We start from the raw sequence: 23,283 nt of genomic DNA, 5'->3' as shown, positions 1-23,283 counted from the left end.
GTTTATATTATAATTATATATGATTTTCTTGTATAATATAAAATATAAAATTCTACATAAAAAGTAAAATTCCTTCTTAATATGCCAAAATAAATGAATCTTTTAATATTTTTACGAAAGGATTAAATTTTTAAAAAGCTAATATTTTGTTTTTTTAAATAACGAATTAATATAATAAATAAAAACACCATAATAAGGGAGGGAATTCCAAGTATACACTTTCTTATAGAGCCTGTGATAGAATCTATATATACCAAATTTATATCAATATTAAGTAGATTTAGTATTAATATATTTAAAACTTCACTTAAGCTAAGCATAAGAAACATAATCATTGTGCCGTACATGGAAACAATAAGTGAGATTCCCTGGATAAACATGAGGCTTATTGTTAAAATAATGAGAATTAGTGTATGGATTCCCCAATATATAGGAAGCCTTCTTATAAAAAAAATACATAAACTTATGGAAATACTTGAAATAATATAGTTTTTCCAATTGAGAGGTTTTTCAGCCATTACATATATGCCCCAAATTATCAAAAAACTTTCAGGAATACCTCTTAAAAAAATTTCTATCCAGTGAATTTTTAACATAAGTATTATGCCCTTTCTTGGTAGTATTAGATCTCTTTATATTCTACAATTTTCTACAAATTCTACATTTATTTCATTTTGCTTAATATAAATATTCTATATTAAATAGAAAAATCCTGCTTAAAGTTGTAGAATTTTTTTAATATATGATGAATTATCCATTAAAATTTATTATTCGTACATAATCCATACATGATTTATACATATTTACAAAAATAAGCAGTATTGTGATTATAATCGTAAATGTAAATATTAACCATAAAAAATAAAAAAATACAAAAATAACCCTCTAAAATATTTATTTTTAACAGAATAAATGATATAATTATTAGCGGAGTGTAAATTTTAGTTTTAATTACTTATTTTACAATAAGAATTTCAGAAGCTTTTCCAAATGATTAAATTCATTATTAAAATATAACCTTTCACCAAATTTTTGAATTGAAAATGCAGTATTTACCTATAAGTAGAGTTTTCAATTGGAAACTCTACAATCTTTTACTTATATTGAATTGTCAAATTAAACATAATTTTTATGAAAAGTTCTATAATATAATAATTATCAATATAATTATTAATATAATTACAGTATTATGTAATAAAAATATGATTATTATTGATACAGGAATGGGTGTGAAAATATGAATAGTTTTAGTGAACAAGGTAAAATTAGTCAAAAACCATTGGAGGACTCATCTATATTGAGTGTATTTTATGGCATGACCTTAGAAAAGCAGGTTCAAAAACTTAAAAGTGATGTAAAAAGAAATACTGAACTTCTAAATGAAAGTAGGAAGCTTAACAGAAATATTACAGAGTTTATATCTAATGTATCTCATGAGTTAAAGACACCCTTAAATGTTATTTTTGCTGCAATACAGGTATTGGCTGCATGTAGGGACTGTAGAGACCAGAAGTGTATTAGTAAGCAGGATGAGTATTTAAAAATAATGAAACAAAATTGTTACAGATTAACGAGGCTTATAAATAATTTGCTGGACATAAGTAAGTTGGATTCCGGGTTTATAAAATTAAATTGCCATAATAGAAATATTGTAAGCGTGGTTGAAGACATTACTTTATCTTTAGTGCCTTATGTAGAGAGTAAAAATATAGAACTAATTTTTGATACAAATATAGAAGAGAAGGTAATGGCTATAGATTCAGATAAGATGGAGAGAATAATTTTGAATTTACTCTCTAATGCAGTAAAGTTTACTCCTGAGAAAGGTAAAATATATGTAAATGTTGAATATAAAGATGAAATTGTATATATTACAATAAGAGATACAGGTATAGGAATACCAGAAGATAAACAGCAGATTATATTTGAAAGGTTTGGACAAGTAGGGGCAAGTGCCATGGAAAACAATGAAGGAAGTGGCATAGGACTTTATCTGGCAAAATCTTTTGTGAAACTCCATGGAGGAGAAATTTATGTAAGGAGTGAAATAGGGAAGGGCAGTGAATTTACCATAAAACTTCCTGTGAAAATTATAGAAGAAAATTGCATTAGAGATATTAGCTGTAAAAATAAAGAAGAACTTAACTGTAAAAATAAAATGAAACAAATTAATATGGAATTTGCAGATATGTCTTTTAAGATTTAGACTGATTCAGTGAAAAACAAATGAAAAACAATTTTAAGAAGAGTTTTAATTTATTAACTATAAATGCTATAATGTTCTGGTAAAGAACGAGGTGATGGCATGGATAAAATAAACGGAACAAAAGGTGAAATATTGGTTCCATTTAATGAGGCAAAACCACTAAAAGAAATAGAACACAGTATTACAAAAAGATATAGAAAACGTATATGGTCAAAGTTTGTAAAGGCTATTAGTGAATTTAATTTGGTAGAAGAGGGAGACAGAGTTGCAGTAGCAGTGTCTGGGGGTAAAGATAGTATGCTCATGGCTAAGTTATTTCAACAAATTAACAGGCGCTGGAAGGTGAATTTTCAACTAGAATTTATTTCCATGGATCCTGGCTATGATGAAAACAATAGAGAACTCTTAATCAGTAACTGCAAGTATTTAGATATTCCCGTACATATTTTTGAATCTAATATTTTTCGGGTGGCAGATAATATTGCAAAAAATTACCCATGCTATATTTGTGCCAGAATGAGAAGAGGAGCACTATATTCTAAGGCGCAGCAGCTTGGGTGCAACAAACTTGCGCTGGGACATCACTTTAATGATGTAATAGAAACAACTCTTTTAAATCTGCTTTATGGAGGTAGTTTTAAGACAATGCTTCCAAAGCTGAAATCTGAAAATTTTGAGAATATGGAACTTATAAGGCCCCTTTACTTTGTACATGAAGCCGATATTGAGGCATTTACAAAAAATGCAGCCATACAGCCGCTTAATTGTGCCTGTGTGGTTACGAAAAAAAGAGCGGGTAGTAAGCGCTATGAAATTAAAGATATGATAAAAGAAATGAAAAAGAATTTTAAAGATATAGACAAATCGATTTTTCATGCCGCCCGTAATGTAAATTTGGATGGAGTATTGGGATGGGAAAAAGATGGGGAGTACTATTCTTATTTAGAATTTTATAATGGAGAAAAATAAACATTAGACCAGCAAAAAATAAATGCTGGTCTGGTTGTTTTTGTATTCATTAATCAAATATCACTACAAATTTAATGGAATATATATCTGCCAGTTCTCTGGTATTTGTCTCTTCATTTCTAAGTATTATATAGCTTATTCCCACATTTTCCAGAACTCCTGTGCGGTCTTGAAGAGTTGCGGTTCCAAGCAGGAAGGTTGCCCTTATTCTTTTTCCTATTTGTGTTTTTAAGTACCCTTGAGTGTAATTAATATCTTGGTTTATAGGAGAGCCGGGAGCTATTTCAAATTGAGTTTGCTGGGGTCGCTGAGTTTGTTGAGTTTGTCTTAGTTCATCTTTTGGTGGCTCACATTGTATTAATTCATCTTGTGAGTCGACTTCGCATATTTCAGGCATGAATTCAGGAGTCATAGGCATAGTCCTAAAGTATTCAGGATAATTTGAAATCATTAAAATACCTCCATAATTTATTATTAAGTTAAGAATTAAGAATGAATAGTAAATGAAGATTTTTGGTAAATATCGAAAATCAACCAAAACTATTAACTCATCACTCTTCACTATTAACTATATTATTAAGTTTGTGCATAAAGTTCTGTTGGATTGTAAAAACAATGCTGCAGTATTTTTATTTGAAAAGAGCCTGTGCCATTATATGGAAAAGTCCAGGGGCATGCAGCATAAGGGTTAAAATACCAGAGAGAATAGCCTATATTAAATAATCTATTACCTGCCAGGGCCCAGTCCGCTATGTCATAATGTATCTGTTCTGGAGGATTTGACCATATAGTCTGATAATTAGGTACACCATTAATTTCTGAACGCATGCAGTCGAACTGACCTTGTTGATAAAGTATTCTTCTTACATCTCCCTGACCTATTCTATGATATTCGCCATAGGGAACCCTTACTCTATTCATAATGGTAGTTGCTACAGCCCTCATGCCGGTGTCACCTTCACCGCCTGCTTCACATCTTATAATCCTGGCCAGAAGTTCTCTGTCTGAGTATGCCACAGATTTTCACCTCGCCAATTTTGCTTACAATATCATTTTATTTATAAGAACTTAAAAAGTTACAATTATTTATAATTATAAAGGAAAAACTGCTCAAAATATCCAGTATAAAAATTGTATATTCTCTGTAAAAAAAATTAGTATTGTTATATAATAAAAATAGTGTGCGTCTAATAATTAATCGAAGGAGAGATAAACTAATGGTAAATAAGAAAAGATTTTTAAGTTCCATACTAACTGCACTGGTATTATCAGTAACGCTGGGAAGCGGAAGTGTAAGTGCAGCTTCAGTAAAGAGAACAGATGGAGGTGATGGTGGAAGAATAGGCACTGCCAACCAAGTAGCCATAGATTTGTTTAATAAATGTAATAATGTAATACTGGTAAATGGTTATGGTTATGCTGATGCCGTAAGTGCTGCACCACTGGCTAAACAGCTCAATGCCCCCATACTTTTAACTCAGGGACAAACCTTAGAAGCAGAAGTTGCCTCTACTATACAAAGCTTAGGGGCCACTAAAGTATACATAGTAGGTGGTACAGGAGTAGTATCTCAAAACATAGAAAATACCTTGGAAAACAATTATCAAGTGGAACGTATAGCAGGAACTACTGATACTACTAGAATGGGAACTAATGCAGAAGTTGCCAAAAGGGTGCTTGATGTGAGCAAGCAAAAAACTGCAGTGTTGGTAAATGGACAGGATGGATATGCAGACTCTCTTTCAGTAGCTTCCATTGCAGCCCAGAAGGGATATCCGGTATTATTTGCATCTACAAAGGAAGTGGCATCTGTAGTTAAAGATGTAATAAATTCCAATGGATTGACTATACAAGCTGTTGGTGGAGATGGAGTCTTACCAGCCTCAGTAGCTGCACAAGTAAATGCAACTAAAATAGCTAGTGGTACCGATAGGTTTGCTACCAACATAGCAGTATTGAATTATTTTAAAAATAACGGGGGATTGGATTTCAGCACTATATATGTAGCAGCAGGGGGAGCAAATGATGATCAATTTGCAGATGCCCTGGTAGCATCGGCAGCTGCAGCTAAAACCGGATCACCACTTGTACTGACAGGAGTAGGAGCAGGAGATACCCAGGTAATAAATGCCAATAGTTATATATTTTCCAATGCCAAGGATGATTCAAATATAATAATAGTGGGGGGAACTGCATCTGTTTCATCAGAAATAGAAGCCACCCTTAAAAATACTGATGACCTGCAAATTATAGGCATTGAATAAGAAAAAGGTTCGTATAGCCTTTTCTCTTAATATTAAATTTTTAAGTTCAGCAGTGATTTAAAAAAGGATTTTTATATATTGTGTAGAATAATATAGCATTAGCTCAAGTATAATTAATAGTGGCATTATTTTAAAGAAAATGCATGTAGGAATATATTGCTTATAAGACCTTAAATTACTATGAATTAGGGTATGGAAAAATTAGAAATGTTGTTGTATAATTGGATTATAGATTAGAAATTCTAATTAATAAATTATTTATCATAGCATATAAACTGTAGAAATTGTGGATTTATTATGCTATAATAAGGAATGAATTGTTAGAAATAGTATAAAAATATTAAGTTTTTATGAAAATTAACTAAGTTTACGTGTGATTTAGTAGAATATGCTATTCAAATCATGGTATAATAAGTTTCGTTTCATAAGTGTTGACCAAGCAGTATAAGTATTAAAAGTATAAGGTTGAAATTGTACATAGATATGTGTGTATACTTATAGTACTTGGACATACATTTTAAGAAAGATATATATTCAAAATATATATTATATATTTCAAAGAATATTTATATTAAAAAAGAAAAAGAATTTTAATTAAAATTCACTTAATCGAGGAGGGTATTACAATATGAGTAAAAAGAGTACAAAGGCACTCGCAAGTGCTGCACTTATGTCATTAGTTTTAACTACGGCTCTATCAACTGTTCCAGTTAATCCAGTTAAAGCAGCAGCAGGAAAAGTAACAAGGACAAGTGGTACAGACAGATACGCAACAGCTGCTCAGGTTGCTACATCAAACTGGACAACTAGCGATGATGTAGTATTAGTATCAGGTGCAGGATATGCAGATGCAGTAAGTGCATCTGCATTAGCTAAAAAATTAAATGCACCAATACTTTTAACTACAGCAAATTCATTAAGTCCTGACACTAAAGCGGCATTAAGCACACTAAAGGCTAAGAATGTATATGTGGTTGGTGGAAATGCTTCAGTTTCAGCAGGAGTAAGAGCTGACTTGAAGAATCAAAACTACAATTTGGTAGAATTGGGTGGATCTAACAGATATGAAACTAATGCAGCTGTAGCTGAAAAGTTAGTTGAACTTGGAGTAGATCCAAGCAATGTAATGTTAGTTGGAGGACAAGGATTCTCAGATGCTCTTTCAGTAGCTCCAATAGCAGCAGCAAAAGGACAAATACTTTTACTAGGCTTAAACAATGCTGATTACATGAAACCAGTTATTGACTTTGTTCAAAAACATGGTTCAAAAGTAACTGTAGTTGGTACTACAAATGTTATAAATGACACTATATACAGTGCTGTTAATGCAACAAACAGAGTAGATGGTGGACAAGATAGATTCGATACAAACTTAAAAGTTCTAAATGCATTCAAAGATACAGTTAAAGAAGATAAGTTGTTTGTTGCAAATGCATCAGGAGATGGATATGCAGATGCTCTAGTAGCTTCAGCTTTGGCTGGAAAAACAGCTTCTCCATTAGTATTAGTTGATCAAGATGGAACAGCTGCAACAAATAACGCTATAGAGTATATTAAGGACAATGCCACAACTAGTACTGATTTAAATGTAGTAGGTGGGACTGGGGTTGTTCCAGAATCTATAGTTACTGAAATTAATAACGCTGTTGGAGGTGGTGTTCCAGGAGTGGTTTCAGTTAGCTCAGTTACTGCTAACAGTGCTTCAAGCTTCCAGGTTACATTTAGTAGTGCACCTGCTGATACTTCCAAAGTTTCATTTAACGTAACAAGACAAGGTACTCCAGTTACATTAACTACTACATGGGATTCAACCAACACTGTAGCTACTTTAACCTATTCATCAAATCTTCCAGAGGATACTTATGCAGTAGGTGTAACAAATGATACTACAGATTTAGGCTCAACTAACGTAGAAATAACTGCACAGAAAATAAATAAGATAGAAGTAACTTCAACTACATTGGGAGTTACATCACCTACCACTACAGGTGGTGTTACTACAGGTGGTAATGGATATGCACTTTACAAAGTATTAGACCAATATGGAAATGATATAACAACTTCCGGTATAGCTCAAGGCATAACTTGGACATGCGGAGTGGGAACTGTTTCAGCTAATAACGGATTATTGACAGTTACACCATTCAGCGGTGCTACAAACTTCTTAACACAATATACAACTACTACAATAAACGGAGTAGACCAAACAACAGGAGTTACAACAAGTGCTAACTTAGATATAACTCAAAACCAGGGAACTCTAAGTAATATAACATTAAACAAATTATATTGTGAAAATGATCCAAATGCAATATTTGCTGATGGAGATACTTCAGATACATTCTATATTGATTTCACAGCAACAGATTTAAGTGGAAATGATACTGCAAATTATGACTTAATCAAAGCTGGTTTAATGCACGATGGAAATAATAATGTTACAGGACTTATTTCATCAAATCCAACTGCATGCAAAGTTGAATTAGTTACAGATCCAAGCAATAGTAATAATGCTTTAATAAAAGTTGAACCACAATCAACTGATATGGTTGCGGATCAACCAGTAGTTATCACAGCATTTACTAGTAACGGAAAATCAGCAAGTATCAATTTAAGTTTAAAGAAATCTGCACAATTACAGAGTCTTTCATTAATGGCTCCAAACCAAACAGTTTGTGCTGGAGATACAGGAGTTATCATACCGTTCACAGCTGTTGACCAAAATGGTGCAACATTAACTAAATATACTGATATAGCTGGTAAGGTAACCATTAGTGGTTCATTCTCAGCAAATGCTTTACAATTAATAGACAATCCAGATGGAACTGCTTCTCTTCAACTTAATGTACCTTCAGATGCTGTAGCATCAGGTCTTAGCTCACAGTCATATACAATTCAAGCAGTTACATCAAATACAGGAAAATTCAGCAGCATAAATTTGGCAGTTCAAGCTAAAGCAATTCCAAATACACTAAGTGTTGGAACTGACGTTGCTGTTCCTAATATGGAATCTGGTGCAGTACAAAACATAGACTTTGGTGATAACTTCGGTGGCTTAGCAATTAAAGACCAATTTGGCAGACAGATGAATTCAGGAAGCATAGATATGTCAAACCAAGACACAACAGGAGACTACTATTATGTAAAAGCTAGTGCACCAAGTTCAAGTTCGGTTACAGTAGTTTCTGACAAAGCATATAATGCTAGGAACATTCAGTTAAAAGCAACTGGAGCTCAGGGATCAGGCTCTACAACTGTAACTTATACAGCAATGCAGCATGTTCAATCAGGATCAACCCTTATTACATCAAATTTCCCAACAACATATGCATCGTATAAGAATGCTGACGGTAGTTATGATATACCTGTTTCTGCTGTAACTCCAATTACACAAACTTATACAGTTGTTAAAACAACCGACATTAAAGATTACACAGTAGGCACTATAAATCCAGTATATGATGCAGTTGCTGCTGCAGACTACGATTCAGCGATTGCTCCTGCAAGTGGAAAAACTTCTAATAGTGTTGCTGTAGTTTCGGATGCTACACATGCAGCTAAGAAGTCATATATTGGAACAGCAAATCTAAGTAAGCTTAAGGCTAAAGCAAATGTATATGGATTAACTTCAAGCAAAGGCAAGGTAGCATTAGCTAACTCAGACATCACTTCAGTAAGTGTTGATAACTCTACTGACTTTGTTGCTGATTTAGGAGATAACTATGATACTAATGCTATAGTAGGAGTATATGGTAAAAATACTTTGGATAACACTAAGACAACTGCATCTGGTACGTTAACAGTGACAATTAAGAGTCAAGATGGATTAATTCATACTACTTCAACTGCAGTAAGCTCAAAAGATGAAATTCCAGTAGCTCAATCAGTTTCACTTTATGTTGATAAGGCAGATGCATCAGAACCAGGTGATACAACTGGTGGTAATATTTATACAAATGAATACTATGTGCCTATGACAGTTGTTGGAAACAATGTAACAATGTCAAATGCTATTTTCCAAGCTAACGTTGCAAACAGTGGTGGAGCTTCAAATGGTATAATGTCAAAATATAGTGCAGACGGTAATACTAAAACTTCTTCATTAGTATACTTCAAGGCTGTTGATCAATATGGTACTCCTACTGCTCCATTTACAACTTGGAGCATGGCAGTAAAAGATTCAAATGGAGCTGATATAACTAGTACAAGTGGATTATCTCTTTCAAGTACAGGTGTTCTTACTTCAACTGGAACTGATTTAACAGGAGATACTGTAACTATTAATGGTGTAGCAAACGGATCAATACAATCTGTGAATATAATAATACAGGGTACAGGAACCGGAACCGGAACTGGAACTACTACAAATACACTTACAGGAACATTTAGTAGTGCATTTGGACAGTCTTATGCTACTGCAACGCTTCCAACTGGAGTAACTGTTACTTCTGTAACAAAAGATGGAACAACATTAGTATCTGGCACAGATTATAGCGTTAGTGGAACAACATTAACAATACTTAATGCTACTTCATCAAATGTAATTAAAGTAACTGCTAGTAATGGAACTACTTACACAATAACACAGTAGTAGATACAATAGAAATATAATAAAAGGGATGAGTAAATCTCTCGTCCCTTTTTAAAAAATAATATGCAATATAATTCTGTATGTATAAACGATTCAGATGTGTAGTACAGAATTTCAAGAGTCCACATAGACATTTTCATACATAGGAGTTTGTGAAGGGAAAAGCGTCTGGGTTGGTAGATGAAAGTCCTGAAATTCAATGTATTGCAGTTCTGCAATTGATTAATATAATAACATAATCCTAAGGGGGGAAAATATAAATGGCAAATAAAAAAATATATATGGGGTTAACGAAGATTGCGATAGCTACAATAATTGCAACTTCTTTAGGCGGAGTTGCTTATGCAAAAGATGGTGATATATACAAATTACCTGTAGCACCGTCTACTTCAGTTACAAATGAAGGTGGCATAGGTAACATAGTACTTAATAAGTCATCTCTTCTTGATCTTATAGTAAATATGAGTAACTATGGATATGAAGCAGGGGGTAAAATATATAAAGCATCAGATGCGAATGCTCAATGGAATGCGAATCCTACAGCAGCAGCAGCTACGATATATGCAGCTATAGCAGCAAATGCTACACCAACAAGTTACACTCCTGTAGCAGCTGCTGGAACTATTTCTTCAGTTAGTGCTATTAATGGAACAGTAACAGTAACATTTAGCAGTGCGTTAGCAGCAGCACCTGCATTAACAGATTTCGCTGTTACTCAAACAATAGGTACAGGAACTGCAACAACGGTAGTACCTACAGCAGTAACAATGGATTCAACAAATACAATTGCTACGTTAACAGTACCAACAGTAACAGCATCAACGGCAGATCAAAGTGTTGTTGACTCAGTATCTTACAAAGGAGCAACTGCAGTAATTGCGTCAGCATTCACTGTTGCTCCAGCTGGATTAGCAGTTTCTTCCGTTAGCGCTATTAATTCCACTACACTTGGTGTTACTATTAATGGCACATTAACAGATGCACAGAAATCAGCAACAACTTTTACTGTTACTAAGGATGGCTCGACTCCAGTTGCTGTAACTGCAACATGGAATGGTAATACAGCAAACCTAGTAAAGGCTGATGGGTCAAAATTAATTGCAGGATCTTATTCAGTAAAAGTGGCTTCATCAGGAGTTACCTTTACGACAGATACTGCAACTGGTACTGTAGCAGCTGAAAAAGCTACAAGTATTAAAATTAACACCGCTAGAATTTTAAATGCCGCTTCTCAAGTTCTTTCATATGAAGTTGACAATCAATACGGCGAGAAAATGAATTTGGCATCAAACTTATTAACCGTTATGGTTTATAATACTACTGCTCCATCAAGAACTGTAAGCAATACAAATGTTACTCTCGATGCTAGCGGAGCTAATGTTGGTGATGTATTAAAAGTGACTGCATATTTAGCATCTGATCCAACTGTTACAGTGTCAAGTAACATTACTGTTGCTAATATAACAGTTGGTTCTGTAACAATAGGTGATTTGGTTCCAAATACAGGTAATGATAGAGTTTCCATTGGTGATACTGGTGTAGTACTTCCAATAACTCTAACAGATGATGCTGGAAGTGCATTCTTACCTACTCATAACGGAGCAATAGCTACCGGTGCTACCTATGATGGATTAACATATACTTATAGCGGTATAACAGCACTTTCATATAGTACAACAACAAAGCAATATACCTGCACGGCGACAGCTATGCCTGCAACAATTACAATTTCTGACGCTGCAAGTGGCCAGGTAGTTACAAAAACACTAACGCTCAATCCTGTTGCTACTGCACAGACAGCTGCATTTGGTGATTTGACTGGTAATATTGTTAGCGGAGATACAACTAATTTACCTAAACTCCCTGTAAACTTCACAGACCAATATGGTAAATCAATTGTCTTGGCAAACAGTACAGCTCTAACTTCGACACCTTTTGTTGCACAGGTTACAGGTGCAGGCGCTATACCTTTAGCGGTTAGTGCAAATATTACCAATACAAACGGACAAGACTATTTGACATTCTCAAATATTCCTACAGCAACAGCTGGTACCTATACTTTAACACTTACTAATGTAAATACTGGTAAACAAGTTTCGACTAATCTGACGGTTAACGCAGCAAGAGTTCCTACTACATTAAGTGAAGAAACTACACCTAGTGCAAGTATAATAGGTACTGGTACAACTAATGCTGTATTTGATGTTATCGACCAATACGGACAAAAGGTTTCTTCTAATGCAAATTATGACATTAAGGCGACTACAACTTCGGGAGGTTCAGGTATTGTGACCGTGACAAGTACTACTGCAATTGCATCACCGACAACAATTACTATCACAGGTGTTGCCGCTGGTACAGATACTATCACATTTACTTTGGAAAAAGCTTCTGACGGCACTGTGATTGATACGAAGTCAGTACCAGTTACTGATATCGCTACTGTTGCTAGCTATGCTGCTACAACTGATAAGACTAGCTATACTGCTGGCGATACTATGACAATAACCGTTAATGCTCTAAACGGTACTGGTCAACCATATACAGCCTATAATGGAAGTGGAGTAGCTACAGTTACACTAACTCCTAATGCAGGAAGTGCAATAACTTATTTACGTAATCTTCAGTTTGTTAACGGTGTTGCTACAACAACTGTACCAGTAACAGTTGCGGACTCAACTGGAACTGCAGTTCAAGTAGCTTATGATTCAAATACAGCAACCGTTGCTACTAGCCCAACAGTGACTGCTGCAGCAATGTCAAAATTAGGAATTTCTGCAACTGTTGCTGGCACTACTGCTACAATTAACGCAGAAGATGCTTCAGGAAACATCCTCTCAAGTTACACTGGTACTAAAATTGTAAAGGTAACTTATGTTGATAGTACTGGTGCAGCTAAAGCGGTAACTGGTGCCGATGTTGATGGCAATGTTCAAGTAACCTTCACATCAGGTGTTGGTACAGTTACTCTTGGAACTGCTGTAGCTTCTGGAGATAAAATTACTGCAAGCGTTGATGGATTCACCGGAACAGTAACTAAGTAATCTTTTCTTAAAAAACTATCAATAAAGTTTGTACGGATGATAAAAACAAAAGAAAGTGGGAAGGGAAACCTTCCTTCTTTTATTTGAAACATGAACGTACCACGTCATATCTAAATTCATGATGTAGCCAGATCTCATCACTGACTGGAAAATCAAATAAGCTATATAAAAGACGGTTAGATATAGCAACACTTTATCCTAATGATCTTTTCTCATTACTTGATATTATAACTAAAAGTTATAGTTATAATATCAAGTAGATATGTGAACTTTATGTGATTTTAAATACTTAAAAATTAAGGTTCAACGTCTAAAAATTAAACAAGCTATATATTAAAAAGCTGTTGGATAAAGTAAGACTTTGCCTGATGGTCTTCCGTTTATTATCTTTATTCTTTTTTAGCCTCACTGCAAAAGAATGAGAAAATACACTGCATAAAAATTCTCTGATGTGTAAAATAACTAATTCTCCACTCATACCAACAACCCTTGCTAAATTCCATACCCTAATCTACACTGCATAATCTAAATTCTGTAGTGAATCAACTTCAAGAACAAACATTTCTACCTAATCCATTACTTAAAGTCACTTCAACAAATTCTATTATTTTTTCAGCGGTCACTTAGCAATATAGTAAAGAGTAATTTTAATTATAGAGACTACTGAAACTCTATAATATTACTACAACTATAGCTACTTCATGTTACTATTATAGAATAAAATAGATACCAAGTCATTATGGGACTATTGGTTCATATGGCTGATTACACTTGTGTTGCCTCAATTGAGGTATTTATGAAATGTAAAGGTAATAGAGATAATTAGTACCTTACTAGGAAATAAGATGAAAATGATAAAGAAAGCAACCGTAAATGGAGGTATAACTATAATTTTAGACTATTTTCACCTTGACATTATTGCAAGATGTAATTGGAAGAAAAATGAAATTCTACTTTAGGATTCATTTTTTTGTCCATCTGTAAAGAACCATTCATGAAATATATATTATTCCCTTGAATAGAAAAAGATAATCAAGGGAGGAGTATAATATGGACACATCAAATAACATTCCAATCATCATCAAATTCATGGCAAAAGAGATAGAAATGGTCTGCAGAAGGTACTGTGAAGTTTCTATGGAAGAAGCGTCTGTAATAGCAGAATTCATAAGAAAGGTAGAAAAAAATCACATAGAATTTGAACCCTATTTAAACTATGAGACTACGAAGGCGCTGGCTGAAAATTGTAAGGGTGTAGAAGAGGCTGATTTTATCAGCTTCTACATATTTGTAAGATGTGATATAGCTCTAAAAGTAGATATTAAAGAGGCAAGGGAACTTTACGAAAGGTTGCAATGTAACGGGTATGTGGAAATACAATGTTACTATATATACCATAAACATGGAAAATCAGGAACAGAAGAATCAATAAAAGGATATAGTGATTCTAATGCCAGGGAAATCTACTACCGCTATATAGGGGAGGAGTAGACATATGGATATGGATATAGTAATTACTGCAGGAAAAATAGTAGCTGGATTTGGAGAATATCTACTATAAGATGGCAAGGCAGATAAGACTCTAGAGAGCTATATGGGGGATATAAGAGTGTTTCTACAGTGGCTGGAGTTCTAAGGGAAGTACTTTCACAGGAAACCTGAAAAGGTTCCATATTACCTCTTACAGGAGCTATTTGGTTCAAGGTGGCTACCAGATGAATACTATAAATAAGAAGGTAAATAGCCTGCAATCCTTCAACAAGTACTTGGTAGACAGCAGCTATACTAATGAAATAGTAGTAGACCTGAAAAAGGACAAGGTAAGGATAGCAGCAGGCAGTGAAGGTGAGGTAGAAATTTTTACAGATACAGAAATAGAAAAGCTACTATTTTTCATTCAATCGGAAAAAGTACTGTCAAGAGATAGGCTGATAATACTGCTGCTTTTGTATACTGGTATAAGAGTATCAGAGCTAGTAAGCATTAAACTGAAAGATATAGATGTACTAGCAATGAATTTAACTGTAGCCTGGGGGAAAGGCGGTAAAAGAAGAGAAGTACCGTTAAAAGGAGAAGTAGTGGATTCAATAAAGGAGTACTTAGAGGAAGAACGTAAAAATAATAAATTTGCAGAAAGTGAGTATCTAATCCTAACTAACAGGTCAGCGAAAATGGACAGGGATGCTGTAAACAAGCTCCTAAACAGGATGGAAGGCAAGCTGGACATAAGAATGCACCCACACAAGTTTCGGCACACATTTTGCACCAGATTGCTGAAAAGAGGGGCAGAACTGACCACCGTTGCAAAGCTGGCAGGGCACGCTTCCATACAGACCGCAGCAACTTTCTACATCAATACCTCACAACGAGACAAGGGAGAGGCGGTGGAGCTGCTGTAAATTTTTCAGGTTGCAAGCCTAAAATATAAGCACTATCAGCAGTACAAAAAGCTAGAGCGTGGATAGTAGCAATATCTGAGTCTATAAACCATGTAGAATAAAACTTAATTTTCTGATAAAATAAGAATATAGAGGTATGAATATAATGAAGGATAACAGCCAAATGTAATATAGAGGATGTGGTAGAATGCCTAAGAAAAAGGGAAAAACAATAGATGATAATTTCATAATGTCTCCCAAATATGATTTTGTATTCAAGTATATATTTGGTAACGAGAAGCACAAAGACCTGCTAATAGCACTACTAAGAGATATATTGGCTATTCCAGAAGAAGAATTTCATGGAATAGAAATAATAAATAGCGAGCTTATAAAAGAATTCAAAGAAGACAGAAAAGGTATACTTGATGTAAGGGTAAAAACTAGATTGGGAAGGCAAATTGACGTGGAGATACAGATACTACCAACGGAATACATGCCGGAACGTACCATGTTCTACTGGAGCAAGATGTATACAAGTCAAATAAAGCCTGGAGATACCTACGATAACTTAAAGAAATGTGTAACCATAAACATAGTGGACTTCAAATGTACGCCGTTAAAGAAGCCCTACTCAAGCTACCATCTGACAGAAGATGAAACAGGCTATAGACTGACAGATATACTTTCGGTGTACTTTTTAGAAATACCAAAGCTGTTTGATGAAGATATTGAGATAAATGAAAGTGACCCGATAGTTCAATGGATGGAATTCCTTGATGGAAAATCGAAGGGGGTGATGGAGATGTTGGCAGAAAAGAATAAGGACATAAAGAAAGCCTATGATTTGTTACAGATAATAAGCAAGGATGAAAAGGCTAGAATGCTATACGAAGCTAAATATGCAGAAATTAGCGACCAGCGGACTAGGATGAAGTCTGCAGAAGAAAAAGGCAGAAAAGAAGGAATAGATATAGGAGAAAATAGAAAAGCAATAAAATTGGCAGAAAATTTCTTGAAAATGGGATTTACAGTTGAACAAGTAGCTCAGGGTTCAGAGCTTTCGCTAGAAAAAGTAATTGAGCTAAAAAAACAAATGACCAACTAAATAAATTAGTGAGATAAGGAATAGCGTAACGATGGTAGAAAGTAAAAAAGATTTAAAGAAAGCCTATGATTTACTACAGATAATAAGCAAGGACGAGAAGGCTAGAATGTTATACGAAGCTAAATATGCAGAAATTAGCGACCAGCTGACTAGGATGAAGTCTGCGGAAGAAAAAGGTAGAAAAGAAGGCAGAGAAGAAGGCAGAGAAGAAGGTGCAGCTAAAAAAGCAGAGGAAAATGCCGTAAACTTTCTAAGACTTGGAGTGAATGAAGAAATGGTAGCTAAAGGTACAGGACTGCCTTTGGAGAAAGTTCTGGAACTAAAGAACAGATATCAAAACTAAAATTATTGAATCCCTTGTATAGCTATAAGTGCAGGGGATTTTTTCTGTTATACTGATACATACGGCTATAATAGGTTAAATGGAACAATGGAAATTTCAAATATATATCATATCCATAGAAGAACAATACATTGGTCATATTCAACTAGTACATTGGTACTGTAATAAGAATGGAGGAGTGTAAATGAGAATAATAAAAACATTGGAAGTGATAAAATAGTGCATGAATTTTTAAAACAAATTTGCACATATGATTAATAAAGAAGCTGATAAAAGAGCTGGGAAAATAGCTAAGGAAAGATTTAATGTGCAGTCATGGTGTATGTATAAATTCTTGATAAAAGAAAATCTTGTGAAGCAAATCATGGATTGTTTGAGCTTATATAATAGACACTGTGATATCAATGCTTATATAAGATTGTGTTATTTTGAAGTATACTAAAAATCAAAGACATGTAACCATTTTGAGGATACGTTTGCATAATTATGTTTTAACGCATCTTTTTTCATGATATAATGATTTCATTATATCATGAAAGGAAGGTAACACATGAATACTATTACGAATATTAAAATAAATTATATGTTACTTGAGCAAATTCTTAGAGTAACTGGTACATATAAGGGGCTATGTGATGAACATGAGTTTTTAGATATTATCTTTAAACAGGCTAAGACTGGTAGGATTGACAACCTATTTAGAGATGATGCTGCACAACAAACCACTTTAAAAATTATACAGGACTTAACTGGTTTGTCTACAAAATACTGGTCAGGGGAACAAAGAATAGAACTTGATATAGTATGTGAAGATGCATATCTAAATTATGATGGTGGGTCAATAGATACTGTTAATCTTGAAAATGATTGTCCATTTTTCGATAAAGATGAAGGTGGTGGCCATGCATATCATGGGAAGTTTTATCAGGAACAGTTAAAAAATCCTGTACACTTGGAGTATGAGGAGATATGTTATAAAGTGTCTGGCAAAAAGTTATCAGATAGTAAGGAACCTGACAAGGAATTATCAGATAATAATGGTTCATTAGTTAAGGAAGTTGAGGAAGCAGTTAAGATTATAGAAAGCTTATATAGTTTAAGGGGACTGTTAACAGTTATACTATTAAATATGGCCAATGAGGTAGACATCATAGATAAGGCAAATGTTTATAAGCATAAGAAATGGGAACCTTATATGAAAGATATAAGTAAATCAAGTAAAAATGGAATGACCTACAGGCCTAAATTTATTAAAATTAAAAAAGGATTAGTACAAACTATCATAAAGAATATATTTGATTTAGGTATAGTCTTTACATTTAGAGATTATTTTAGTAAAGAATTTACCATTTAAGCTTCTTGATAAAATAAAAATAATTAAATAACATTGAATAATATTTTAAAGAGCATGTTCAAAAAAATTGAAGTGTTCTTTTTTATTAATTAGATATGTTAGTTATGGCATTGTATTTTGATTGTTTCACAAGCCATGTAATTAGAATTTACTTTTACCATTCATAATTTATTGCATATTAGGGATTAAAAGTTGATTTATAAAAAAATATTTTTTAATGAAAAGCTGATAAGGTGTATCCGTATCAGCTTTTTTATATACAGTTACTTTGGTCGCTCAAAAAAAGTCACCAGTCACTCATTTACAATAAGAGCATAAGGATAAGAGCTCATCTTTAAATATAAAAAACGGATATCTATAAAGCTTTATAGACCAACTTGAGAAAAGGAAGGTCAATATTATGATTAAACAAACAAGAATTGTCAAGGGTATGACTCTAGCCCATACTACTGAAGATGGTACGAAAGTTTACGTGTCTAGAATTTATAACAGAGCTAATCTTATGAATGGATTAAAAGTAATAGTGGTTGATGCCAATTATAACTGCTCAGAAGCAAAAGAAATATTTAGGTGTGAAGATGTAACAGCAAAAATAGCTTATTTAGATAATATTGCTGATTTGACGGCTAATGATGTTGCCGAGATAGCTAAGTTTATTCATGAAAATTTTAATAAAATAAAAATTTTGAAAACTAAAGACAAAATGAATTGCCGGGAGGTATTTCAGATACTGTATAGTTCATTGGAAGATTATAAGGAAGAGCATGGCTATTATATTGTAGAAACTAAAAAATTTAATGAAACCGTGAAAGGTTGTGGCTGGGTACCTTTACGATTTAAAAAAATCCTATTAGAAGCAGACATATTGAAGCCATCGGCTGGTAGAATTTATGATTATAATAGAAGAATTAAAGAAAATGGTGAACAAAAAAATACTTGGTGGTTACGTATAGATGCTAAAGCATTAGAAGAGGAAGCTGCTCTTTCATCAGTAGAAAAGGAGGTAGTACAATATGCTATCTGTGGTTACAACTAACATAATATATATATGCTCATACTTTGGTTCTAAACGCAGGCTTTTAAAAGAACTAACATTACTTATTCCTAAAGACTGTAAAAGCATGTATGAAGTTTGTGGAGGACTCGGCGCATTTATATTAAATCGTTATTGGTGGTTTGATAGGGCTGTATACAATGAATTTAACGAGAAGGTTTATAATCTGGTTGCAGTTTTAAAAGATCCAGTGACTAGAGATAGATTCATAAGAGAGGTATCTGAAATTCCTATGGATAAAGATCTGTTTGATAAGGCATTGCTACAGTATAACAATAATTTTCCGGATATTCAAGATAAAGCCGAACAAGCAAAAATTGTATTTATGCTTTTAACACAGTCAATGAATTGCGAGAAAAAAAACTGGGTAAAAAAGATTTGGAGTAAAAACAAATCTGTTAACATAAAGAGGAGACTTGAAAAAGTGGCAAAAGCATTAGAATATATAACAATACAGAACGGAGATTGTTTTGAAATAATTAAAGATAATAAAGACAATACTGATGCCTGGATTCTGGCTGATGTTCCATATCCTGAAGATACTGAGCGTGTAAGTAAAAACAGTTATGATAATGAAAAATTTGATTGGCCGTTAACTATACATCAGAATTTTGTTGAAATGGTTAAGGACATTGATGGTAAGCATGGGTGCAAAATTTTAATATGTAATTATGAATCACCTACATATGATAAGCTTGTAGAAGAAACAAAGCATTGGCACAAAATGCAGGTCAAGAGGTTGCCTAGTCCAGCTGGTAGATCAAGTAAGAAACGAAGTAAAAAAATTGAGTATGTTTATTTAAACTATGACAATTATTCTGATTTAGCGAAATATTCTGTAATAATGTAGTTGAATTTTGAAAGATAAAGTCAGGAAATATATGGGTTAATATCTGCTATTACTTTTGAGGTTATAGCAGGTATTTTTGTTATGTGGATAGTTTAATGGAATATAGGAAAATAAAGACTAAATTGTTGTGATGGAGCTAGTTGGGGGTATAAGAAATTAAAAGGTAGGATGTTGTAGTAATTATTTTAAAGTATATCGAAAGTTAAAATATATGACTACTTTAAGAATTATTTTACATAAATGGAAATAATTCATAGAAATAGTCCTATTAGTACTTAATACTCTAAAGTTTTGTGATATTCATGTTAAAGTATAGGATAGATAGCAAATATTAAAGGAGCTTCTTTTAAAGAATGGATGCTCCTATTTTTTTTAGTGAAATAATTAGCTCTGTAATTTTGAATACAACATCTTTTTCTTTAGAGGACAAACCTTCCAGTAGTTTAGTAAATTCATTTGATTTATAATCAGGTGACTGCATAACCGAACCGGTTATTAAATATTCTATAGGACATTCTAACATTAAACTTAACTGTGCTAAATGTTTTAAACTTATCTGGGCACAGCCATTTTCGATCCTACTCATGTACTCACCTCCTGAATTATTTAATTGCATATTATCAACATTGACCTATAAGTATAATGGACTTATAAATCAATATTGACACTAAAATTCAGGTGCAGCTATAGGTCTTAAAGTATTACAGCACTTATTTAGTAAAGTACTTCTGCATACTTTACTATAGAAATTCAATCTATATTTATATGTTCAATTTCAAAATTAATAATATTTTAAAACATAAAAAACAACATTTTTAGAATTAAAATAGAGTCGCTTAAAGTGAGATATGGTTATATCCATTAACAACATATAGGCTATTCAGATGACAGAGAGAAGTTTTATTAGTGAATGATAATTTGTATAGGTTAATCCTTTTCTATTTTGTATTCATATAGTATTAAAATAATTTTTAGTCTTAAAATTCTTAAATAACTGAGATATAATGATTCCGATACTTTGTAAAACAACATTTAATGGAAAATATTATAGGATATTCATTGATTCATATAAGGTGGATCAATCATTTGATTTGAATTATTTAATAAGGCACACTTTGATTAATACATTAAGGCTGTTTCCATGTTTCCATTTTTGATAGTAAAAAGACTTGATAGATAAACATAAACATAAAAATTATCATTTGAACTCAACCACCTGCTTTAAGCAGGTGGTAGTTGAGTCGCCATCCCAATACGGTACAATTACTTAAGGATAATCAAATACAGTATGTGGTAATAGGTTATTTGTATGATGCTCAATGTGGCCTATATGTTAGACATGCATGGGGAGTAAAAAATAATAAAATAATAGATACTAGTTTGAATAAATGGACAACAAAGGGAATTGAAGCGTTAACTTATTATCTGTTGTTTAAAATAAATAAAATACTTGGAATCATACATAAAACTTTTGGCCCTGCAGCGTTAGATCTGGATCCAGCGAAAGAATATAAATTTTTAATGGAAAAGTTAGGTGATAAAGAAAAAGTTAAGAACTGTGCTATACAAAATAAACACCATATATTATTAAAATATGTAGTGTATGTTTAAGTTGTATTATAAAAAATACACTTCATTCTATTTTTTACATGTGGAGAATTGAGAAAGTAATTCCTGAATGTTTAGATAGTGTATACTTTTTAGGTGGACTATGCAATCATAATCCAAATAGTTAATCTAAATTAGAAAGTGATAAAAAAGACTTGAGAGTTATATTTTAAGTCTTTTTTACATTTGAGTTAATATGATGAACTTAATTTTATGTATGCTGATATATTAAAGGAGCTTCTTCTTAAAGAATGGATGCTCCTATTTTTTAAGTGAAGTAATTAATTCAGTAATTTTGAATATAACATCTTTTTCTTTAGGGGATAAACATTCTAGTAGTTTAGTAAGTTCGTTTGATTTATAATCAGGTGCCTGCATTACTGAACCGGCTATTAAATATTCTATAGGGCACTTCAACACCAGACTCAATTCTGCTAAACGTTTTAAACTTATCTGGGCACGACCGTTTTCGATTTTACTCATATACTCACCGGATATATTTAAACATTCAGCCAATCGTTCTTGTGTTAGTTTTTTTTCTAAACGTTTTTGACGAATTCTGGAACCAATAACTTCATAATCTATCATGTACTCACCTCCTGAATTATTTAACTTCATATTATCAACATTGACTTATAAATATAACGAACTTATAAATAAATATTGACTTATAAATTCAAATATGGTTATAGCTTTTAAAGTATTGCATGACTTATTTAGGGGAGTACTTTTTTGCATCTTATTATAGAAACTCAATCTATATTTATATATTCAATTTTACAATTAATAATATTTTAAAACATGAAAAACAGCATTTTTAGGATTAAAATAGAGTTGCTTAAAGTAGGATATATACTATATCCATTAACAACATATAGTTCATTCGGATGACAGGAGGCAGGTTTATTGGTGAATGATAATTTGTATAGGTTAATTTTGTCTTCATGTATTATTAAAATAATTTGCAGTCTTAAAATTCTTAAATGCCTAAGATATGATAATTCCAATACTTTGTAAAATAACATTCCATGGAGCATATTATATAATCTTCATTGATTCATATAATATGAGCTAATCATTTAGCTAACATTATTTAATAAGGTATACTTTAATTAGTATATTAAGACTGCTTCCATGTTGCTATTTTTAGGATTAAGGAGTTGGATTGTAGGACATTATTTATAATGTTGTGCTAATAAAGAAATTAAAGAGACTTGGTGCCCGGTATTTTGAGTTCTTCATTGGTAATAGAAACCATGTAGTGAATGCACCATTTTAGATGATTTGGTATAAGGAGAAATATAAGATAACAGATATAATAGTTGAATATTCTATGAAAGCTTATAAATTGTAAGACTTGTCATGTGTAAATCATCATTGATAGGTTGGTGTGTAAACAGTAGGTTGACACTTATGATACGTATATAATATATGTTAGATGATATAAAACATGATTAATGTATATGTAAATCCTCTGTTTACAATATAAGTGCATATATATAAACATTCCATAT

Annotated in this window: 17 protein-coding genes; 13 read left to right on the top strand and 4 right to left on the bottom strand. The window is 32.7% G+C overall.

The annotated features are described in order from the left end of the window. Positions 1-1,237: 1,237 nt before the first annotated feature. Positions 1,238-2,206, top strand: a complete 969-nt coding sequence (locus ACJDU8_RS02070; RefSeq protein WP_406790488.1) for a sensor histidine kinase — start codon at positions 1,238-1,240, stop codon at positions 2,204-2,206. 99 nt (positions 2,207-2,305) lie between these two features. Continuing rightward, positions 2,306-3,175: a tRNA 2-thiocytidine biosynthesis TtcA family protein gene (locus ACJDU8_RS02065; protein ID WP_406790487.1), complete on the top strand. Its 870-nt coding sequence runs from the start codon at positions 2,306-2,308 to the stop codon at positions 3,173-3,175. A 49-nt stretch (positions 3,176-3,224) separates the two neighbouring features. Here the strand turns inward: ACJDU8_RS02065 and ACJDU8_RS02060 are convergent, their stop codons facing one another. Both ACJDU8_RS02060 and ACJDU8_RS02055 read right to left on the bottom strand, forming a co-directional pair. Next, positions 3,225-3,626 carry a hypothetical protein gene (locus tag ACJDU8_RS02060; RefSeq protein ID WP_406790486.1) on the bottom strand — a complete coding sequence of 134 codons (402 nt, stop codon included), beginning with the start codon at positions 3,624-3,626 and terminating at the stop codon, positions 3,225-3,227. A 125-nt stretch (positions 3,627-3,751) separates the two neighbouring features. Next, the gene (locus ACJDU8_RS02055; RefSeq protein WP_406790485.1) at positions 3,752-4,192 is read right to left on the bottom strand and encodes a cell wall hydrolase; all 441 of its coding nucleotides are present in this window, start codon (positions 4,190-4,192) and stop codon (positions 3,752-3,754) included. 200 nt (positions 4,193-4,392) lie between these two features. Between ACJDU8_RS02055 and ACJDU8_RS02050 the strand changes: the two genes are divergently transcribed. From ACJDU8_RS02050 to ACJDU8_RS02005, 10 genes are all read left to right on the top strand, one after another. After that, on the top strand, positions 4,393-5,439 hold the full coding sequence (locus tag ACJDU8_RS02050) for a cell wall-binding repeat-containing protein (protein ID WP_406790483.1): 1,047 nt from the start codon (positions 4,393-4,395) through the stop codon (positions 5,437-5,439). 628 nt (positions 5,440-6,067) lie between these two features. Further along, a complete protein-coding gene (locus tag ACJDU8_RS02045; protein WP_406790481.1) occupies positions 6,068-10,030 on the top strand; it encodes a cell wall-binding repeat-containing protein in 3,963 nt (1,320 codons plus the stop codon). Positions 10,031-10,290: 260 nt separating this feature from the next. Next, the gene (locus ACJDU8_RS02040) at positions 10,291-13,074 is read left to right on the top strand and encodes a beta strand repeat-containing protein (RefSeq protein ID WP_406790480.1); all 2,784 of its coding nucleotides are present in this window, start codon (positions 10,291-10,293) and stop codon (positions 13,072-13,074) included. Positions 13,075-14,124: 1,050 nt separating this feature from the next. Beyond that, positions 14,125-14,565 carry a hypothetical protein gene (locus ACJDU8_RS02035; protein ID WP_406790479.1) on the top strand — a complete coding sequence of 147 codons (441 nt, stop codon included), beginning with the start codon at positions 14,125-14,127 and terminating at the stop codon, positions 14,563-14,565. Between the two features lie 224 nt (positions 14,566-14,789). Further along, positions 14,790-15,473 (top strand): tyrosine-type recombinase/integrase, encoded by a 684-nt coding sequence (locus ACJDU8_RS02030; RefSeq protein WP_406790478.1) that lies wholly within the window; start codon positions 14,790-14,792, stop codon positions 15,471-15,473. Positions 15,474-15,660: 187 nt separating this feature from the next. Beyond that, positions 15,661-16,560: an Rpn family recombination-promoting nuclease/putative transposase gene (locus ACJDU8_RS02025; protein ID WP_406790477.1), complete on the top strand. Its 900-nt coding sequence runs from the start codon at positions 15,661-15,663 to the stop codon at positions 16,558-16,560. Between the two features lie 31 nt (positions 16,561-16,591). Further along, entirely contained in the window at positions 16,592-16,903 is a 312-nt protein-coding gene (locus tag ACJDU8_RS02020) for a hypothetical protein (protein WP_406790476.1), read from the top strand. 550 nt (positions 16,904-17,453) lie between these two features. After that, positions 17,454-18,257, top strand: coding sequence for a hypothetical protein (locus ACJDU8_RS02015; protein WP_406790475.1), 804 nt, complete (start codon positions 17,454-17,456; stop codon positions 18,255-18,257). A 400-nt stretch (positions 18,258-18,657) separates the two neighbouring features. Next, positions 18,658-19,293: a hypothetical protein gene (locus ACJDU8_RS02010; RefSeq protein ID WP_406790474.1), complete on the top strand. Its 636-nt coding sequence runs from the start codon at positions 18,658-18,660 to the stop codon at positions 19,291-19,293. After that, positions 19,271-20,161, top strand: coding sequence for a DNA adenine methylase (locus ACJDU8_RS02005; protein WP_406790473.1), 891 nt, complete (start codon positions 19,271-19,273; stop codon positions 20,159-20,161). Before ACJDU8_RS02010 ends, ACJDU8_RS02005 begins: the two co-directional genes overlap by 23 nt. Positions 20,162-20,507: 346 nt before the next feature. Here ACJDU8_RS02005 and ACJDU8_RS02000 read toward each other — a convergent pair whose 3' ends face one another. Beyond that, the gene (locus ACJDU8_RS02000) at positions 20,508-20,747 is read right to left on the bottom strand and encodes a hypothetical protein (protein WP_406790472.1); all 240 of its coding nucleotides are present in this window, start codon (positions 20,745-20,747) and stop codon (positions 20,508-20,510) included. Positions 20,748-21,397: 650 nt separating this feature from the next. Between ACJDU8_RS02000 and ACJDU8_RS01995 the strand changes: the two genes are divergently transcribed. Next, positions 21,398-21,772, top strand: a complete 375-nt coding sequence (locus ACJDU8_RS01995; RefSeq protein WP_406790471.1) for a hypothetical protein — start codon at positions 21,398-21,400, stop codon at positions 21,770-21,772. A gap of 258 nt (positions 21,773-22,030) precedes the next feature. Here the strand turns inward: ACJDU8_RS01995 and ACJDU8_RS01990 are convergent, their stop codons facing one another. Then, the gene (locus ACJDU8_RS01990) at positions 22,031-22,357 is read right to left on the bottom strand and encodes a helix-turn-helix domain-containing protein (RefSeq protein ID WP_406790470.1); all 327 of its coding nucleotides are present in this window, start codon (positions 22,355-22,357) and stop codon (positions 22,031-22,033) included. Positions 22,358-23,283 lie beyond the last annotated feature (926 nt).

The organism is Candidatus Clostridium eludens (assembly GCF_045310515.1).
GTDB classification, from domain to species: domain Bacteria; phylum Bacillota; class Clostridia; order Clostridiales; family Clostridiaceae; genus Clostridium_B; species Clostridium_B eludens.
The sequence above is the reverse complement of the archived record's forward strand: the minus strand, read 5'-3'. Positions and strand labels throughout refer to the sequence as shown.

Coding starts and splice junctions, on each gene's coding strand:
- ACJDU8_RS02000 (WP_406790472.1), bottom strand. CDS start 20,747: ATGAGTAGGATCGAAAATGGCTGTGCCCAGATAAGTTTAAAACATTTA.
- ACJDU8_RS01990 (WP_406790470.1), bottom strand. CDS start 22,357: ATGATAGATTATGAAGTTATTGGTTCCAGAATTCGTCAAAAACGTTTA.
- ACJDU8_RS02030 (WP_406790478.1), top strand. CDS start 14,790: ATGAATACTATAAATAAGAAGGTAAATAGCCTGCAATCCTTCAACAAG.
- ACJDU8_RS02035 (WP_406790479.1), top strand. CDS start 14,125: ATGGACACATCAAATAACATTCCAATCATCATCAAATTCATGGCAAAA.
- ACJDU8_RS02025 (WP_406790477.1), top strand. CDS start 15,661: ATGCCTAAGAAAAAGGGAAAAACAATAGATGATAATTTCATAATGTCT.
- ACJDU8_RS02020 (WP_406790476.1), top strand. CDS start 16,592: ATGGTAGAAAGTAAAAAAGATTTAAAGAAAGCCTATGATTTACTACAG.
- ACJDU8_RS02010 (WP_406790474.1), top strand. CDS start 18,658: ATGATTAAACAAACAAGAATTGTCAAGGGTATGACTCTAGCCCATACT.
- ACJDU8_RS02050 (WP_406790483.1), top strand. CDS start 4,393: ATGGTAAATAAGAAAAGATTTTTAAGTTCCATACTAACTGCACTGGTA.
- ACJDU8_RS02015 (WP_406790475.1), top strand. CDS start 17,454: ATGAATACTATTACGAATATTAAAATAAATTATATGTTACTTGAGCAA.
- ACJDU8_RS02040 (WP_406790480.1), top strand. CDS start 10,291: ATGGCAAATAAAAAAATATATATGGGGTTAACGAAGATTGCGATAGCT.
- ACJDU8_RS02065 (WP_406790487.1), top strand. CDS start 2,306: ATGGATAAAATAAACGGAACAAAAGGTGAAATATTGGTTCCATTTAAT.
- ACJDU8_RS02060 (WP_406790486.1), bottom strand. CDS start 3,626: ATGATTTCAAATTATCCTGAATACTTTAGGACTATGCCTATGACTCCT.
- ACJDU8_RS02045 (WP_406790481.1), top strand. CDS start 6,068: ATGAGTAAAAAGAGTACAAAGGCACTCGCAAGTGCTGCACTTATGTCA.
- ACJDU8_RS02070 (WP_406790488.1), top strand. CDS start 1,238: ATGAATAGTTTTAGTGAACAAGGTAAAATTAGTCAAAAACCATTGGAG.
- ACJDU8_RS02005 (WP_406790473.1), top strand. CDS start 19,271: ATGCTATCTGTGGTTACAACTAACATAATATATATATGCTCATACTTT.